The sequence below is a fragment of the Kitasatospora aureofaciens genome (assembly GCF_019192735.1).
Classification (GTDB): domain Bacteria; phylum Actinomycetota; class Actinomycetes; order Streptomycetales; family Streptomycetaceae; genus Kitasatospora; species Kitasatospora aureofaciens_A.
In genome coordinates this window covers 14,880-32,265 of sequence record NZ_JAHTKP010000022.1, presented here as the reverse complement: position 1 = coordinate 32,265, position 17,386 = coordinate 14,880, and the positions used below count along the sequence as shown (strand labels likewise).

The following is a 17,386-nucleotide window of genomic DNA, read 5'->3' as shown; positions in this document are numbered from 1 at the left end:
CCGGGCCGCCGCGGTCAGGACGGGTCGCCGTACACCACGCCGCGGCCGTAGCTGCCGAAGTACACGCGGCCGTACACGTCGGGGTCGCCCGTGATGACGTTGATGACCGTCCCGCCGTACTGGTGCTGGTCGTCGTTGATCCGGACCCAGGTCGAGCCGGCGTCGGTGGAGCGGAACAGCCCGGTCACACCCTTGACCGTCCCGCTGAGGTAGAGGGCCTGGTAGGTGGCGCCCGGTGCCGCCTTGCCGAAGCCGAGGCCGCTCGCCTCCTGCACACCGGCGACCTTGGTGAAGCTCGTCCCGCCGTTGGTGGAGTGCAGCAGGCCGTTGTCCTTGCCCGAGATCCACAGGTCGCCCGCGACGCCCGGGACGGCCTTGAGCTGCCCGTAGCCCGCGTTGGTGGCGCGGGCGGTGAAGTGCCTGCCGCCGTCGGTGCTGGCGTAGAGGGTGCCGCCGCTGAGGGCGTAGAAGGTGCCCGCCGCGGAGCGGTCGGCCACCACGGCCGCCTCCTTGGGCAGGCCGGAGACCGCCGTCCAGGACGCGCCGCGGTTGGTCGAGAGGAACGGCACCTGGCCCTCCGGGGTCCACACCACGGTGGCCCCGTCCGCCGAGACGGCGGCGGAGCCGGAGGCCGCGTCGGCCGTCGGCGCTGTCGCGAACGGCGTCCACGTCGCTCCGCCGTCGGTCGAGTAGGCGCCGTGCTGCTCGCCGCCGGAGCCGACCCGCACGGAGAACGACGGCTTGGCCTGGGCGAAGTCGATGCCCGTGGCGGTGGTGAACTTCGGCCCGGTCAGCGCCTTGGCGGCGGGCTTGGTCAGGTCGTCGTGCCGGAACCCGCTGACGTCGCCGAGCGCGCTGACCAGCGGGAGGCCGGGCGGCTTGATCAGTCCGTTGGTCGCGGTCTCCTCCAGCCCCTTGGCGGGGATGGTCCAGTGGGTGGCACCCCCGCGGTCCGCCGCGGTCACGTCGGTGCTGCCCCACAGGCCCGATCCGGTGCCGTACAGCACGTGCCCGGAGTCGAAGGGGTCGATGGCCAGCGCGCCCATCCAGTGCCCGATGCCGGTGCCGATGTAGGGCGCCGCGGAGTCGTCGCGCACGGCGGTCGCGTCGAGTGCCTTCCAGGTGGCGCCGCCGTCGGTCGACCGGTAGAGCTCCTCGTGGGGCCACCAGCGGTTCAGGGTGGTGACCATCACCGTGCCGGGGTGCTGGGCGTCGACCGCGAGACCGGCGAAGCCGTAATTGCCGCTGGACGGCGAGATGTTCTTCCACGCCCCGGTGGCCGGCGTGTACTTCCACACCGATCCGGCCGTCACCGGCTGCGGGCCCGGCCCGTTGCTGTACGTCAGGTAGAAGGAACCGTCGGCGGACGGCACGCCGTGGTGCGGCAGTTGCCCGGTCGGCTGGCCCGGAACGGCCTGCCAGGTGCTTCCGCCGTCGGTGGAGCGGTACAGGGAGGTGGACTTGTCCGCCACGCCCACGTAGATCGCCTTGCTGCCCTCCGGGCCGAAGGCCACGAAGGACAGGCCGACCCCGCTGCTCGCCCCGTCCTTGACGGGGAAGGCGCCGACCTGGCTCCACGTCGCACCGAAGTCGGTGCTGCGCCACAGGCCGTTCTTGCGGGTGCCCAGGTAGAGCTTGCTGTGGTCGGACGGGTCCACCACCAGGCGCTCGCCCATCGACCGGCCGTCCTCGTTGCCGCCCAGCTTGAACGGCAGGTCGGTGCGCTGGAAGGTCCTGCCCTGGTCGGTGGAGCGCAGGATCGAGCCGTTGCCCGCCCAGCCGTTGGTGTACGTGCCGCTCGCCAGGTACAGCCGGTTCGGGTCGACCGGGTCGCTGGCCAGGCTCTCGATGCCCAGCAGGTTCCAGTCACCGCCGCCGATCCAGTCGGTCAGCGAGATCCACTGGCCGGCGGCCGCGTCCCAGCGGTAGGCGCCGCCGACGTCGGTGCGGGCGTAGAGGAGGTCCTTGCGGCTGGGGTTGAAGACGAAGCCGGTGACGAACCCGCCGCCGACGATCTGGGCGTTCTTCCATGCGTACGGTCCGGTGGCCTTCGCGCCGTCGGTCGCGGGCATCCTCACCAGCTTCCACTGCTGGTTGGTCCCGCCCCAGCTGGGATACTGGATGACCGCCGCGCCCTGGGCCGTGGAGGCTTCGGAGACGTCCAGGACCTGGCCGCTCCTGCGGGAGGTGAAGGTGACGGCGTCGGAACCGCTCACATCGTCGATCCGCCACTGCTGGGCGGCGGCGGAACGATCCGTCTGCTGCTCGGCGGTGGCCGTCCGGGCGGTCGAATCCCCCGATATGCCCAGCACCTTGCCGCTGTTGCGGTTCACCAGCTCGTAGTAGCCGTCTCCGGTGGACCTCAGCCGCCACTGCTGGTTGGTGGTCGCCTGGTCGGTCCACTGCTGGACACGGGTGCCGTCGGCGGTGGAGAAGGCGTCGACGTCCAGCACCTTGCCGCTGCGTACGGAGACCAGCCGGTAGTAGGCATCGCCGTCGACCGTCGCGGCCTGGGACTCCTCGTGGGTGAACACGAAGTACGATCCGACGGCGACGGGCACGCCGAGCAGCAGAGCGGTCGCGCTCATCGCGCGCCGGCGGTGGCGCCCACGGGCACGCCCTGCGCTGCCGGCCGCCCGGGCGCGCCGGCCGCGGCCCTCCGCCGTGGCATCCGTCTCGTTCATGCGGGCTACTCCTTGCTTCGGCCCCGCCGCCGCACCACACCCGGTCGTACGGGCGGGCGCGCGGCGGCGGCAGGCGGTGGGATCGGACGAACCGTGGGGTGTTCCGCCCTCGGTGTCGCCTGTCAGTTGCCGCCGTCGCGCAGGAGGTTGCCGCCCGCCGGAAAGAATTCCGACCGGGCCTCGGACATCAACCGGTCGATGCCGGGGATCGGCGCGAGGGCGGCGACGGGCGGCCTGGGCGACGGAGCGGGAGCCGGTGACGCCCGCAGCGCCCTCGGAGGTGGGCTCGACCTCCGGCGCAGCCACCGGCCGTGGAAACCCCCGCCGACGGCCCGCGCGGTGATCGCGCACAATGGCGGTCGTGGAGGAGAGGGAGTCGGTCGTGGGTATCGAGAGCCGCCCGGTGACGCTGCGGGTGATCGCCGACCAGCTGGGGCTGGACGTCTCCACCGTCTCCAGGGTCCTGAACGGATCCGACGGCGACGGGCGGCGGGCCGCCTCGGGAACGACGGCCCGTCGGGTCCGGGACCTGGCCGAGGAGTTGGGCTACCGGCGCGATCCCGCCGCCGTCAGTCTGCGGACCCGGCGCAGCAACCTGATCGGGGTGGTGTTCGCCCGGCTGTCCGAGATCGTCGTCGCGACCATCTACGAGGGCATCGAGGAGGAGGCCGCCCGGCACGGGTTCGCGGCCTTCGTCACCAACACCCAGGACGATCCGGTCCGCCAGCGCGAGCGGATCGCGATGGTCCTCGGCCGGCGGGTGGACGGCCTCATCATCGGCGACGCGCACCTGGACGGCGCCGCCCTGGCGGACCCGGCGCTCCGGGGCACGCCGCACGTCCTGGTCAACCGCCGTACCGACGGCGGGCTTCCGGCCGTCACCTGTGACGACTACCGGGGAGGGCGCCTGGTCGCCGAGCACTTCCTGCGGCTGGGGCACCGCCGGGTCGGCTGCGTCGCGGGGGAGTCCTTCGCCAGCACCGGCACCGACCGCACCGCCGGCTTCGTCGACCGGTACGCGGAGGCCGGTCTGCCGGTGCCGCCCGAACTGGTGCGGCACTGCGCCTTCGACACCGCGGGCGGCCGCGAGGCGGCGACCGCCCTGCTGACCGCCGACGGCCGCCCCACGGCGCTCTTCGCCGTCAACGACCTGGCCGCCATCGGGGTCCTGGGAGCGGCCCGGGACCTCGGCAGGCACCCGGGGCGGGACCTCGCCCTGGCGGGCTTCAACGACACCCCGGTCGCCGCCGAGCTGCCGGTCGCGCTGACCACGGTCCGCTCGCCGATGGCGGAGCAGGGCCGGGTGGCGGTGCGGGAGTTGCTGCGCCGGATCGGCGGCGCGCCCGCCCGCTCCCGGCGGCTCGCGCCCGAGCTGGTGGAGCGGGCCTCCAGCGGAACGGCTGTCGGACCGTCACTTCTCCGGTCCAGCTGAGGAGTTCCGGCCTCTGGCGCCTTCGGTCGGACATGCCTGTCATCCAACCCAAACGATTGGGCCAAACGTTTGGGTTGGGGGAAGTCATGTCGCAAGCGGTGCCCAGGGGCGGCTTTGTGAGCGTTCACCACGTCCGCCGTTACGTCCCGCCGGTCGTCTGGAAGTGGGCCTTCATCGCCCTGGTCCTGCTCTTCTGGTTGCTGATGTACCACGGCATCCTGTGGCAGGGGCTGGTGGTCGACGCGGTCGTGCTGGGCGGCCTGGTGATCATCGGTCAGCTCCCGCCGAGCGTGGGCCTGCGGACCGTCGAGGTGCGCCCGGAGGGCCTGCGGCTGCGCTTCGCCCGCACGCCGGACCCGATGCTGCTCGGCTGGGCCGACATCCTGGACGTCACCTACCGCCCCGGCTACGCGGAGACCCACCGTAGCGGCGGCCGGGAGGTGTCGACGTTCCACCACACGACCGTCGCCCTGCTGTCCGCGGGAGGGAGGAGCCACTGGTCCTGGTGCACGTCCGTCGGCCCAAGCGGCTGGCGCTGCTGATCGCCTCCCACGCGGCCCGGGCGCGCGCCCGGGCGGCCGGGCTGGAGCACCGGGACGGCGAGGGGGTCTGACCGGCGAGGCGATGCTGTACTTGACGATTGAACAAGAGGCTGAACAAAATGCCGGGTGAGCTTGTCGGCGCCGCGTACTATGCCCGATATGTCAACACTTGCCGTGATCGCGGTCGTCGCGCTCGCTCTCCTGCACGTCTACATCCTGGTCCTGGAGATGTTCCTCTGGACCACGCCCCGCGCCCGGGCCGCCTTCGGCACGTCGGCTGAGTTCGCCGTCTCGACCAAGGCGATGGCCGCCAACCAGGGCCTGTACAACGGATTCCTGGCGGCAGGGCTGCTCTGGGGCGCCTTCGCCTCCGACCCGGTCGGCTTCCGGGTGCGGGTCTTCTTCGCCGCCTGCGTGGCCGTCGCCGGCCTGTTCGGCGCCGTGACGTCCTCCCGGAAGATCCTCTTCGTGCAGACCGTGCCGGCCCTGGTCGTGCTGGCCCTGGTGCTCCTGGCCCACTGAGTCCGCGCCGTTGCCCGGAACGCGACAGGACGGGCACGGTGCCGCCGCACCGTGCCCGTCCTGCCGCGTCGCTCACCGGATCAGGAACCGGCCCGGCGCTTGTTGTAGACGTCGAAGCCCACGGCCGCGAGCAGCACCAGGCCCTTGATCACCTGCTGGTAGTCGGTGCCGACCCCGACCAGCGACATGCCGTTGTTCAGCACGCCGAGCACCAGGCCGCCGATGATCGCGCCCATCACGGTGCCCACGCCGCCGCTGGCGGAGGCGCCGCCGATGAAGGCGGCGGCGATCGCCTCCAGCTCGAAGTTGATGCCGGCCTGCGGGGTGCCGGCGTTGAGCCGTGCGGCGAAGACCAGCCCGGCCAGTGCGGCGAGGACGCCCATGTTGGTGAAGGCGAGGAAGACGACCCGCTTGCTCTTCACCCCGGACAGCTTGGCCGCCGGCTCGTTGCCGCCGATGGCGTAGGTGTGCCGGCCGATGATCGAGTTGCGCATCAGGTAGCCGAAGCCGACCAGCAGGGCGCCGAGGATCAGCAGGACGATCGGCACGCCGTGGTAGCTGGCCAGCAGCAGGACGAACACCAGCACGGCCGCGGTGATCACGGCGAGCTTGGCCAGGAACAGCCCGAGCGGGAGCACCTCCAGCCCGTACGAGGCGGTCTGCCGCCGGCCGCGCAGCTCCTGGAGGACCGCCACGGCCAGCACCGCGAGACCGAGCAGCAGGGTGAGGTTGTGGTAGTTGGTGTGCGGGCCGACCTCGGGGAGGAAGCCGCTGCTGATGCTCTGGAAGCCCTTGGGGAACGGCGCCACCGACTGGCCCTGCAGCAGGATCTGGGTGCCGCCGCGGAACAGCAGCATGCCCGCCAGGGTGACGATGAAGGACGGGATCCCGAGGTAGGCGATCCAGAAGCCCTGCCAGGCGCCGGCGAGGGCGCCGATCACCAGCGCGATCAGCATCGCCACGGGCCACGGCAGGTGGTGCTCGACCATCATCACCGCGGCGGCGGCCCCGACGAAGGCGGCCAGTGAGCCGACCGACAGGTCGATGTGCCCGGCGATGATGACGATCATCATCCCGATCGCCAGGATGAGGATGTAGCCGTTCTGCTGGATCAGGTTGGTGATGTTGAGCGGCTGGAGCAGGATGCCGTCGGTCCAGATCTGGAACAGCAGCACGATCAGCGCGAGGGCGACCAGCATGCCGTACTGGCGCACGTTGCCGCGCAGTGCGCGGGCCAGGGCGGCGCCGACGGACGGGCTCGGGTCGGGCTCGGGCCCGTTCTGGGCGGAGTCCGGGATGATCTCGGTCTGGGCCATGCCTTACACCTGCTCGTTGCTGGATGCGGCGCTCATGGTCATGAGCCGCATGAGGGATTCCTGGGTGGCGTCGGCGCGGGCGACCTCGCCGGTGATCCGGCCTTCGGCCATGGTGTAGATCCGGTCGCACAGGCCCAGGAGTTCGGGGAGTTCGGACGAGATGACGAGCACGGCCTTGCCCTGGGCGGCCAGTTCGGCGATGACGGTGTAGATCTCCGCCTTGGCGCCGATGTCGATGCCCCGGGTGGGCTCGTCGAGGATCAGCACCTCCGGCTCGGCGAAGATCCACTTACTGAGGACGACCTTCTGCTGGTTGCCGCCGCTGAGTGTGCCGGTCCGGGTGAACACCGTCGGGGCCTTGATGTTCATGGTCCGCCGGAACGATTCGGCGACCTTGCTCTCCTCGTGCCGGTCGACCCGGCCGTACCGGGCGACCTTGCCGAGCGCGCTCAGCGAGATGTTCCGACTGATGTCGTCGATCAGGTTGAGGCCCAACTGCTTGCGGTCCTCGGTGACGTACGCGATGCCGTGCCCGATCGCCTCCGACACCGTCCGGGTGCGGATCTCCCGGCCGTGCAGCAGCACCCGCCCGCCGCTCCAACGCCCGTACGAGCGGCCGAAGACGCTCATCGCGAGCTCCGTGCGGCCGGCGCCCATCAGGCCGGCGACGCCGACGATCTCGCCGCGCCGCACGTTCAGGGAGGCGCCGTCCACCACGGTGCGCTGCTGGTCGATCGGGTGCCGGACGGTCCAGTCCTCGATCTCGAAGGCGACCTCGCCGATCTCCGGGGTGCGCTCGGGGTAGCGGTGCTCCAGGTCCCGGCCGACCATGCCGCGGATGATCCGGTCCTCGGAGATGCCCTCCGGGCCGATCGCGATGGTCTCGATGGTCTGCCCGTCGCGCAGGATGGTGACGGCGTCGGCGACCCGGGCGATCTCGTTCAGCTTGTGCGAGATGATGATGCAGGAGATGCCCTGCGCCTTGAGCTCCAGGATCAGGTCGAGGAGCTTGCGGCTGTCCTCGTCGTTCAGCGCGGCGGTCGGCTCGTCCAGGATGAGCAGCTTGACCTTCTTGGCCAACGCCTTGGCGATCTCGACCAGTTGCTGTTTGCCCACGCCGAGGTCGGCGATCCGGGTGTGCGGGCTCTCCGCCAGGCCGACCTGCCGGAGCAGCTCGGCGGCGTGGGTGAGTGTCCGGTGCCAGCTGATGATGCCCCGGGTGGCGTGCTCGTTGCCCAGGAAGATGTTCTCGGCGATGGACAGGTACGGCACCAGGGCGAGTTCCTGGTGGATGATGACGATGCCGCGCTGCTCGCTGGCCCGGATGTCCTTGAACTGGCAGGGCTCGCCCTCGAAGAGGATCTCGCCCTCGTAACCGCCGTGCGGGTAGACCCCGCTGAGCACCTTCATCAGGGTGGACTTGCCGGCGCCGTTCTCGCCGCAGATGGCGTGCACCTCGCCGGCCGCCACGGTCAGGTTGACCTCGGAGAGCGCCTTGACACCGGGGAACGACTTGCTGATCGACCGCATTTCGAGAACGGGTCCAGCCATGGTTGTGCGTCCGTATCGTTCGGGGCGGTGCGGCCCGTAGGGCGCCCGGGGGAGTCCGGGCGCCGCACCGCCGGTTCGGCGCGGGGCCCGTCGAGCGGGCCCCGCGGGGCTACTTGAGCTGGTCAGCGGTGTACTGGCCGCTGTCGACCAGGACCTTCTGGTAGTTGTCCTTGTCGACGCTCACCGGCTGGAGCAGCTGGGCCGGAACGACCTTCGCGCCGTTGTTGTACTGGGTGGTGTCGTTGACCTCGGGCTTCCCGCCGGTCAGCAGCGCGTCGCCCATCTGGACGGCGACCTTGGCGAGCTGGCGGGTGTCCTTGTAAACGGTCTGGGTCTGCTCGCCCGCGATGATCGACTTCACCGAGGCCAGCTCCGCGTCCTGGCCCGTGACGACGGGCAGGGACTTCGCGCTGCCGTAGCCCACGCCCTTGAGCGAGGAGAGGATGCCGATCGAGATGCCGTCGTACGGGGACAGGACGGCGTCGACGTGGGCGCCGGTGTACGCCTTGCTGAGTAGGTTGTCCATCCGGGACTGGGCGAGGCCGCCGTCCCAGCGCAGCGTGGCGACCTGGTTGAACTCGGTCTGGCCGCTCTGCACGACCAGCTTCTTCTGGTCGATGTACGGCTTGAGCACGCTCATCGCGCCGTTGAAGAAGAACGTCGCGTTGTTGTCGTCCGGTGAGCCGGCGAACAGCTCGACGTTGAACGGACCCTTGCCGTCCTTGAGACCGAGCTTGTCGGCGATGTACCCGCCCTGGAGGACACCGACCTTGTAGTTGTCGAAGGTCGCGTAGTAGTCGACGTTCTGGGTGCCCCGGATCAGCCGGTCGTAGGAGATGACCGGAATGTGCGCGTCGGCGGCCTTCTGCAGCACGTTGGTGAGGGAGGAGCCGTCGATGGCGGCGATCACCAGCAGCTTGGCACCCTTGGTGATCATGTTCTCCACCTGGGAGACCTGGTTCTCCACCACGTTGTCGCCGTACTGCAGGTCGGTCTTGTAGCCCTTGGCCTGGAACTCCTTGACCATGTTGTTGCCGTCGTCGATCCAGCGTGCCGACGACTTGGTCGGCATCGCGATGCCGATGAGCCCCCCCTTGGCGTCGCCCTTGGCCGCCCCGTCGCCGACTCCGTTGGCGCTCTGCCCGCAGGCCGCCAACGAGAGCGTCAGGCCCGCTGCGACGAGGCCCGCTGAAAGCTTCCGCACAGTTCCTCCATGGTGATGTTCCGCGACCGGCGCAGCGCGCCCCTGCTGGGCGGCTGGAAGTGGTCGAGCGGGCCGGGGCCGGAGCGGTCCCTCGCGCTGTGGAACGTTGGGGTGGCAGTAGCTCTGGCCTGGCGTGAAATGAAGTGTTAACGCTAACAACGGCGTCGTCAAGGGGCCTTGGGTCACCGTTGGGTCGCGGTGTCCCGGGGTCGGGTCCGTCCGGATGCGAACGGTTGGATGGGGGTGGATCGAAGGGGCGACAAACAGACAATTAATGTCAATCCGGCGTCTGTCTGGAGGGCTTCCTCGTGCGGGGCGACGACGTCGGTGGGCGTCCGCGCGGGCACAACGCCAAGGTGCCCGCCTCCCGCCGGCGGACGGGGAAGCGGGCGCCGTGCGGTCCGGGGTCAGCCGGTGGCGAGGGTCAGGCCGTAGGCGTCGAGGATCGGGTTGACGGGCCTGGCCGTTCTCGACCAGCTCCTGGACGACCCGCTCACCGAAGCCGCCTCCCTCCTGCGCGCCCGGGTCCTCGACCAGTGCGCCCGCGCCCTGCGCCGCGTCGACCGCCCGGCCGAGGCCGCACGCCGGGCCGAACAGGCCGTCGCCGCCCTCGCCGAGGCCAACGCGCCCGTGGCGGCGAGCACCGAGGTTCTCGCCAACCTCGTCATGGCCCACCTGGAGGCCGGGGACGAGCAGCGTGCCGAGGAACTCGCCCCCGCCCTCTCGGACCTCGGCGACGACCTGCCGGCGTACCCGCGCGTCACGGCCCTGTGGGCCCTCGCCGGCGTGCACTACCTGGCCGCCCGCCCGGACCGGGCCCTGGAACTCCTCGACCGCGCCGACGCCCTGCTCGGCTCCGACGACGAGATCCGGCTGCGCACCCGGCTCGTCCGCGCCCGCGCCCTGGCGGCGATCGGCGCCGGCCGGATCGAGGACGCCTCCCTGCTGGTCGGTCAGCTGAGCGCGGTCGTGGCCCTGTTGGGCTCGCCGGCCGAACGCACGGTCCAGGCCGCTCTGGAGGCCCTCGCGGCGCTGTCCCTCGGTGGCGAGGGGCCGACGGCCGAGGCGACGTCCGCCATCGACCCCGACACCCCGGGCCTGGCGCCCGTGGAGCAGGCGTGGATCACCGTGGTGCGGGCCCGGGCCCACCGGGCCGCCGGGCGCGCCACCGAGGCCGAGGCGGACTACCGCGCCGCCGCCGACCGCTACGAGCAGGCCGGTGCCTACCGGTCGGCGACGCAGGTCTGGCGGGAGCTCAGCGCGGACGGGAAGCCGACCGGCCCCGAGACGGTGCCGCTCGCGCTGTTCCTGCCCTGATCCCGGCACGGCCGCACGGATGCGGCGACTGGACGGAGCCTCGGACCGCCGGGGGGTGCTCCCGGGCCTCATGGCCGTCCGTCCTCGATGTCGTCCCAGTGCCAGGTGCGCACGCCGTCGATCCGCTCGGAGGTCGCCACCGCCGCCGCAAAGCCCGGCCGCGCCGTGAGATCCCGGACGTAGGCCACCGCCGGTAAGCCGGCGGGAGCCCAGTGCGACGGCGCCAGCGGCACCGGCAGCGCCACCTTGCCGTCACGCCCGTCCGCCAGCACCTCCGTCTCGGACGCCCCCGCCAGGGGGCCGGCGCCCAGGCGCAGGGCGGCCTCCTTGCGCGTCCAGAGCCGGGCCAGGCGTTCACCGGCCAGCCTCCCGGGGGCCTCGGTCACCCAGGTGCTCTCCGTTGGTGTGAACGCTAACAAATCAGCGCTGCTCCAACATCGCAGGATTTCCTGGAGACTCAGCGCCACCGTCATCTCCCTGGCCAGCGCCACGGTCAGCCGCCCGCTGTCGAAGCACGCCGCCAGCCCCAGCGGCCAGCCGTCCAGCCGCGGCCGCCCCAGCGGATCCCGGCCGAGCGGCACGTCCTGCTGTGCGATTCCGAGCATCCGGCCGACCGTCCGGCGCACCGCCCGCAGGGCCTCCGGCGACCCGCGGTCCACCGTCGTCCGCCCTGCCCACGCCACATGCAGCCACCGGTGAGGCGGCGTACTGCCCGAGAGGGCGTCGACGGCCACCACCCCGTTGTTCAGTCCCAAACCAATTCCCCGTTGATCGCTGCCCGATCGGGACCCAGGACTTCCGTACCCCCCCATGGACACGTTGTCTCCTGCCGAGGCGGGGTCCCGAGTGTGGCGGGATCCCCTCCGGTTCGGCAGTCAGGATACCTTACTGTTCATTGTCAACTGGCTCTGATCTTGAGTACACCCGCCGATCGGAGGGGGTGATCCCCCGCCAACCAGGGCCATACGAAGGTGAGATGGCGAACCGTCAGCCAGGGGACGCGCAGCCCTGTTGCCGTACTGGCGGTGGGGCGTGTGCGGACGGCGGGTTTGTGCGGTTCCGTGCCGAGGGGGCGCGTCAGAAGCCTTGACGGGACACCGTCGGTGCGGGCACTGTCGCCGCTCCAGGAACTCTCCACTTCCGGCCCGGGCGGGAGGACTCTGCCCCGGGCTGGATTGTTAGCGCTCACTTTCCCTTTGAGCCGCGCTCAACGACGAGCAGGGAGACAGCATGAGTGACACCACCAGGACCACCCGTGGACGGGGCGCGCTGCGCCGCCTCGCCCGGGCCGGGGCGGCCCTCGCCGTCCTCGTCGGCGCGCTGGCCGGCGCCACCGCGACGAGCGGTGCGGCCCAGGCCGCCGCGCAGGGGCCGTGCGACATCTACCGCGCCGGCGGCACACCGTGCGTGGCCGCGCACAGCACCACGCGCGCGCTCTACGGCGGCTACGCCGGGCCGCTGTACCAGGTCCGGCGCGCCTCGGACCAGGCGCTGCGCGACATCGGCGTGCTGAGCACCGGTGGCTACGCCGACGCCGCGGCCCAGGACGCCTTCTGCGCGCGCACGAGTTGCGTGATCACCGTGATCTACGACCAGAGCGAGCGGCACAACCACCTCACCCAGGCGCCCGGCGGCGGGGCCGCGCCCGGCCCGGACGACCTCGCGGACGCCACGCTGGCGCCCACCACGCTCAACGGCCACCGCGCCTACGGCGTGTACGTCGCCCCGGGCACCGGCTACCGCAACAACCACACCTCCGGCGTCGCCACCGGCGACCAGCCCGAGGGGATGTACGCGATCCTCGACGGCACCCACTACAACGGCGGCTGCTGCTTCGACTACGGCAACGCCGAGACCAGCAGCAACGACACCGGAAACGGCCACATGGAGGCCATCTACTTCGGCAACATCAAGGTCTGGGGCTACGGCTCCGGGCCGGGCCCCTGGGTGATGGCCGATCTGGAGAACGGCCTGTTCTCCGGCGTCAACACGCGCTACAACGCCAACGACCCGACGGTGAACCACCGTTACCTGACGGCCATGGTCAAGGGAGCCCCGAACCAGTGGGCGATCCGCGCCGGCGACGCCCAGTCCGGCGGCCTGTCGACCTTCTACTCCGGTCCGCGCCCGAACGCGGCGGGCTACGACCCGATGCACAAGGAGGGCGCGATCATCCTTGGCATCGGCGGCGACAACAGCAAGAGCGCCCGGGGCACCTTCTACGAGGGCGTGATGACCGCCGGCTACCCGTCGGAGGCCACCGAGAACGCCGTCCAGGCCGACATCGTCGCGGCCGGCTACGCCAATTCCCCGGCGGCCGCCTCGGGGGCACTGCGCGGCGCCGGTTCGGGCAAGTGCCTGGACGTTCCCGGCGCCTCCAGCACCCCCGGGCTCCAGGCGCAGATCTACGGCTGCTCCGGCGGGGCGAACCAGACGTGGACCCGCACCGCCGACGGCAGGCTCACCGTGGACGTCTCCGGCACCACGCTGTGCCTGGACGCGTACGGCGGCGCGACGGCCGACGGCACCAAGGTGGTGACCTGGCCCTGCAACGGTGGTGCCAACCAGCAGTGGCGGTTCAACGCCGACGGCAGCGTCACCGGCGTCCAGTCCGGCCTCTGCCTGGACGTCGCCGGGGCCGGCACGGCCGACGCCACGCCCGTCCAGCTGTGGAGCTGCTGGGGCGGCGACAACCAGAGGTGGTCGCTCGGGTAGCACCCGCCCCCGACCGAACCCGGCCCCGGCCCCGGCTCCGCGCACCAGCGGAGCCGGGGCCGGCCGTCGTCTCTGTGCCGCGCCGGTGGTGTTGCGTTCGCCGTGACGTCAACCGGACGTCACCCGGTGGTGTGACCGGGACGTGACGGGGGAGGGGAAGGGCGTGGGGAACAACGCGATCATGCACGGCGCCTTCCCCGTTCGACGAGGTCACGCTTTGGCAGTCGGGGCACCTCCGGGAGCGTCAACACGCCGCAATGGCCAGATGTGGGAGGGCCGAAGCGCCTGGTAGGAAGTAGGAAGGGGAGCCGCCCGTCGCGCCGAGGGTGACGAATTGGCCTGGACCTGGTCGCGTACTGTGGTCCACAATCTTGAGGAGGGGACTGCAGTGGCAACCGACAGCACCGGGACGGAACAGCGTCAGCCCGTGATGGCGGACGTGGCGAAACTGGCGGGTGTGTCCCACCAAACGGTGTCCCGGGTGCTCAACGGCGCCCCGCACGTGAAGCCCGACACCCGGGACCGGGTGCTGGCGGCCATACGGGAACTCGACTACCGCCCCAACTCCGCGGCCCGCGCCCTGGTCACCCGCCGCTCACAGGCGCTCGGCGTGGTCAGCTTCGACTCGACCCTCTACGGCCCGGCCTCGATGCTGGACGGGATCGAGCGGGCCGCGCGCAGCGCCGGGTACTTCGTGACCGTGACCAGCCTGCGTTCCCTGGACGGCCGTTCGGTCCAGGAGGCCGTCGACCGGCTGCGGGACCAGGGGGTGGAGGGCGTGGTGGTGATCGCGCCGCAGACCTCCTCCGTCAGCGCGGTGGCACGCCTCTCCAGTTCCGTGCCGCTGGTCGCGGTCGGCTCGGGCGACCAGGCGCGCGTGCCCATGGTGTCGGTGGGCAACCGCTACGGCGCCGGCGAGGCCACTGGGCACCTGATCGACCTCGGGCACCGCACCGTGCACCACCTGGCCGGTCCGGTCAACTGGCGGGAGAGCCAGGACCGGGAGGAGGGCTGGCGGCTCACGCTGCAGGCGGCCGGATGCCCGGTGCCGGAGGTGGAGCGCGGCGACTGGAGCGCCCGCTCGGGCTACCAGGCGGGGCTGCGGATCGCCCGGCTGCGCGAGGTCACCGCCGTCTTCTGCGCCAACGACCACATGGCCCTCGGCCTGCTGCGGGCCCTCCACGAGGCCGGCCGGGCCGTCCCGGACGAGATCAGCGTGATCGGCTTCGACGACATTCCGGAGGCCGCGTACTTCACCCCGCCGCTGACCACGGTGCGGCAGGACTTCGGCGAACTCGGCAGACGGGCCCTGGAACTGCTCGTCGCCGAGCTGGAGGGCGGCGCGCACTCCTCACCGACCCAGCTGGAGATCGGCCCGGAGCTGGTGCTGCGGCGCAGCGCGGGACCGGCCGTGCGCCGTTGAGCCGACCCGGCGCCCGGTCCCCGAGCGCCGGTTCCGCAGACTGACCGATGCTGTCCGTCGCCTCCCTTGACATGCCGTTTGTTAGCGCTAACAATCTTCGTGAGCGTTAACAGAAACGCTCCCTTCCACCCCGCCGGCCGGGCCACCGCATCCCGCTTCCGTGAGCCCGGCCGACGGTTCCGCGTTCCGCCGCCTTATGAGGGAAAGGCGGCGGAATGAAGCCTGTCGCCGGTGCGGACCGCCCTGCCCCGGTTGAGGACCGCACCGGCGACAGACGACGACGCAGACCCCTCCCACGAAGGATGAGCACGTGACCGTGACCCCTCCCGCCCAGGACCCCGACCGGTACGTCGTCGGCGTCGACTTCGGCACCCTCTCCGGCCGCGCAGTGGTGGTCCGCGTCAGGGACGGCGAGGAGGTGGGCACCGCCGTCCACGACTACCCCCACGCCGTGATCGAGAGCGACCTGCCCGGAACCGGCCGACCGCTCCCGCCCGACTGGGCGCTCCAGCACCCGGAGGACTGGCGCGAGGTGCTGCGCACCGCTGTCCCGGCCGCGGTCGCCGCCGCCGGCGTCGACCCCGCGCACGTCATCGGCATCGCCACCGACTTCACCGCCTGCACCGTCCTGCCGGTGCTCGCCGACGGCACCCCGCTGGCCGAGACCTCCGCCTGGTCCGGCCACCCGCACGCCTGGCCCAAGCTCTGGAAGCACCACGCCGCGCAGCCCCAGGCGGACCGGATCAACGCGCTGGCCCACGCCCGCGGCGAGAAGTGGATCTCCCGCTACGGCGGGAAGATCTCCGCCGAGTGGCAGTACGCCAAGGCCCTGCAGGTCCTGGAGGAGGACCCGGCCGTCTACGCCGCCTGCGAGCGCTGGATCGAGGCCGCCGACTGGATCGTCTGGCAGCTCACCGGCGCCGAGAGCCGCAACACCTGCACCGCCGGCTACAAGGGCATCCACCAGGACGGGAGTTACCCGAGCGAGGACTACCTCGCCGCGCTCCACCCGCAGTTCGCCGACTTCGCCCGCACCCGCCTGGAGCACCCGCTCTCCCCGCTGGGCTCCAGGGTGGGCGCGCTCACCCCGCAGGCGGCGCAGTGGACCGGCCTGCCGGCCGGCACCGCCGTCGCGGCCGGCAACGTCGACGCCCACGTGGCCGCCCCGGCCGCCCGGGCCGTCGACGACGGCCAACTCCTCGCCATCATGGGCACCTCCACCTGCCATGTCGTCAACGGCGCCACCCTCGCCGACGTCCCGGGCATCTGCGGCGTGGTCGAGGACGGCATCGTCACCGGCTCCTACGGCTACGAGGCCGGCCAGAGCGCCGTCGGCGACATCTTCGCCTGGTGGCTGCGCCAGGGCGTACCCGCCGACTACCTGGCCGAGGCCGAGACGACCGGCGAGGACCTGCACCGGCTGCTCACCCGCAAGGCCGCCGCCCAACCCGTGGGCGGACACGGCCTGGTGGCGCTCGACTGGATGAACGGCAACCGTTCCACCCTGGTCGACCACCACCTCTCCGGCGTGATCGTCGGGCTCACCCTGGCCACCCGCCCCGAGGAGGTCTACCGGGCCCTGCTGGAGGCCACCGCCTTCGGCACCCGCGTCATCGTCGAGGCCCTGGAGCGGGGCGGCGTCCCGGTCACCGAGTTCATCGTCACCGGCGGCCTCAAGAAGAACGACCTGCTGATGCGGATCTACGCCGACGTGCTGCGCCGCCCGGTCTCGGTCGCCGAGTCCGAGCAGGGGCCGGCGCTCGGCTCCGCGATCCACGCGGCCGTCGCCGCCGGAGCGTACCCGGACGTGCGCACCGCGGCCGCCGCCATGGGCCGGGTGCGGCAGGGCGCCTACCTGCCCGACCCGGCCGCAGCCGACACCTACGACCGGCTGTTCGCCGAGTACCGCGCGCTGCACGACCACTTCGGCCGCGGCGCCGACAAGCTCCTGCACCGCCTGCGCGACATCCGCAACACCGCCCTCACCACACCGAGCGAGGCCCCGTGAACGCGACCATCGACCGCATCCGCCGCCAGGTCAGCGACCTCCACCAGGAACTGGTCCGCTACAACCTGGTCGTCTGGACGGCCGGCAACGTCTCCGCCCGCGTCCCCGGCGAGGACCTGCTCGTCATCAAGCCGAGCGGCGTCTCCTACGACGAGCTGTCGCCCGGGAACATGATCGTCTGCGACCTGGACGGCAAGGTCGTCGAGGGCGAGCACGCGCCCTCCTCCGACACCGCCGCGCACGCCTACGTCTACCGCCACATGCCCGAGGTCGGCGGCGTGGTCCACACCCACTCCACCTACGCCTGCGCCTGGGCGGCCCGCGGCGAGGCCGTCCCCTGCGTCCTCACCGCGATGGCCGACGAGTTCGGCGCCGAGATCCCCGTCGGCCCGTTCGCCCTGATCGGCGACGACTCGATCGGCCGGGGCATCGTGGACACCCTCAGGGGCCACCGCTCGCCGGCCGTCCTGATGCAGAACCACGGCGTCTTCACCATCGGCAAGGACGCCAAGGCCGCCGTGAAGGCCGCCGTGATGTGCGAGGACGTGGCCCGCACCGTCCACCTCGCCCGCCAGCTCGGCGAGCCCCTGCCCATCGCCCAGGCAGACATCGACAGCCTCAACCACCGCTACCAGAACGTCTACGGCCAGCCCCAGGGCCGGTAAAAAGGAG

Annotated in this window: 13 protein-coding genes; 8 read left to right on the top strand and 5 right to left on the bottom strand. The window is 71.7% G+C overall.

The features are described 5' to 3' along the window. Positions 1-14: 14 nt before the first annotated feature. Positions 15-2,588: an RICIN domain-containing protein gene (locus KV557_RS21825; protein ID WP_256177771.1), complete on the bottom strand. Its 2,574-nt coding sequence runs from the start codon at positions 2,586-2,588 to the stop codon at positions 15-17. Between the two features lie 478 nt (positions 2,589-3,066). Here KV557_RS21825 and KV557_RS21820 point away from each other — a divergent pair, with 478 nt between their 5' ends. The 3 genes from KV557_RS21820 (at position 3,067) to KV557_RS21810 (ending at position 5,180) form a co-directional block, all read left to right on the top strand. Beyond that, the gene (locus tag KV557_RS21820) at positions 3,067-4,116 is read left to right on the top strand and encodes a LacI family DNA-binding transcriptional regulator (protein WP_218202768.1); all 1,050 of its coding nucleotides are present in this window, start codon (positions 3,067-3,069) and stop codon (positions 4,114-4,116) included. Positions 4,117-4,232: 116 nt separating this feature from the next. Next, the gene (locus KV557_RS21815) at positions 4,233-4,658 is read left to right on the top strand and encodes a hypothetical protein (RefSeq protein WP_218202766.1); all 426 of its coding nucleotides are present in this window, start codon (positions 4,233-4,235) and stop codon (positions 4,656-4,658) included. Between the two features lie 159 nt (positions 4,659-4,817). Next, entirely contained in the window at positions 4,818-5,180 is a 363-nt protein-coding gene (locus KV557_RS21810) for a DUF1304 domain-containing protein (RefSeq protein WP_218202764.1), read from the top strand. 80 nt (positions 5,181-5,260) lie between these two features. Here KV557_RS21810 and mmsB read toward each other — a convergent pair whose 3' ends face one another. The 3 genes from mmsB to chvE form a co-directional block, all read right to left on the bottom strand. Continuing rightward, positions 5,261-6,496 carry a multiple monosaccharide ABC transporter permease gene (gene mmsB / locus KV557_RS21805; RefSeq protein WP_218202761.1) on the bottom strand — a complete coding sequence of 412 codons (1,236 nt, stop codon included), beginning with the start codon at positions 6,494-6,496 and terminating at the stop codon, positions 5,261-5,263. 3 nt (positions 6,497-6,499) lie between these two features. Further along, a complete protein-coding gene (gene mmsA / locus KV557_RS21800) occupies positions 6,500-8,047 on the bottom strand; it encodes a multiple monosaccharide ABC transporter ATP-binding protein (RefSeq protein ID WP_218202759.1) in 1,548 nt (515 codons plus the stop codon). A 109-nt stretch (positions 8,048-8,156) separates the two neighbouring features. Next, a complete protein-coding gene (chvE, locus tag KV557_RS21795; protein WP_308130004.1) occupies positions 8,157-9,251 on the bottom strand; it encodes a multiple monosaccharide ABC transporter substrate-binding protein in 1,095 nt (364 codons plus the stop codon). A gap of 450 nt (positions 9,252-9,701) precedes the next feature. On the opposite strand from chvE, the gene KV557_RS21790 reads away from it, so the two are divergent. Next, positions 9,702-10,568: a hypothetical protein gene (locus KV557_RS21790; RefSeq protein ID WP_218202758.1), complete on the top strand. Its 867-nt coding sequence runs from the start codon at positions 9,702-9,704 to the stop codon at positions 10,566-10,568. A gap of 68 nt (positions 10,569-10,636) precedes the next feature. On the opposite strand, the gene KV557_RS21785 is transcribed toward KV557_RS21790, so the two are convergent. Beyond that, positions 10,637-11,323 (bottom strand): hypothetical protein, encoded by a 687-nt coding sequence (locus KV557_RS21785; protein WP_218202754.1) that lies wholly within the window; start codon positions 11,321-11,323, stop codon positions 10,637-10,639. Positions 11,324-11,798: 475 nt separating this feature from the next. On the opposite strand from KV557_RS21785, the gene KV557_RS21780 reads away from it, so the two are divergent. The 4 genes from KV557_RS21780 (at position 11,799) to KV557_RS21765 (ending at position 17,379) form a co-directional block, all read left to right on the top strand. Next, positions 11,799-13,283 carry an arabinofuranosidase catalytic domain-containing protein gene (locus tag KV557_RS21780; RefSeq protein WP_218202750.1) on the top strand — a complete coding sequence of 495 codons (1,485 nt, stop codon included), beginning with the start codon at positions 11,799-11,801 and terminating at the stop codon, positions 13,281-13,283. Positions 13,284-13,713: 430 nt separating this feature from the next. Further along, complete coding sequence (locus tag KV557_RS21775) at positions 13,714-14,706, top strand: LacI family DNA-binding transcriptional regulator (protein ID WP_218202929.1); 993 nt, start codon at positions 13,714-13,716, stop codon at positions 14,704-14,706. A 310-nt stretch (positions 14,707-15,016) separates the two neighbouring features. After that, positions 15,017-16,714 carry a ribulokinase gene (locus tag KV557_RS21770; protein WP_218202747.1) on the top strand — a complete coding sequence of 566 codons (1,698 nt, stop codon included), beginning with the start codon at positions 15,017-15,019 and terminating at the stop codon, positions 16,712-16,714. Further along, entirely contained in the window at positions 16,711-17,379 is a 669-nt protein-coding gene (locus KV557_RS21765; protein WP_218202745.1) for an L-ribulose-5-phosphate 4-epimerase, read from the top strand. The genes KV557_RS21770 and KV557_RS21765 overlap by 4 nt, the downstream gene beginning before the upstream one ends. Positions 17,380-17,386 lie beyond the last annotated feature (7 nt).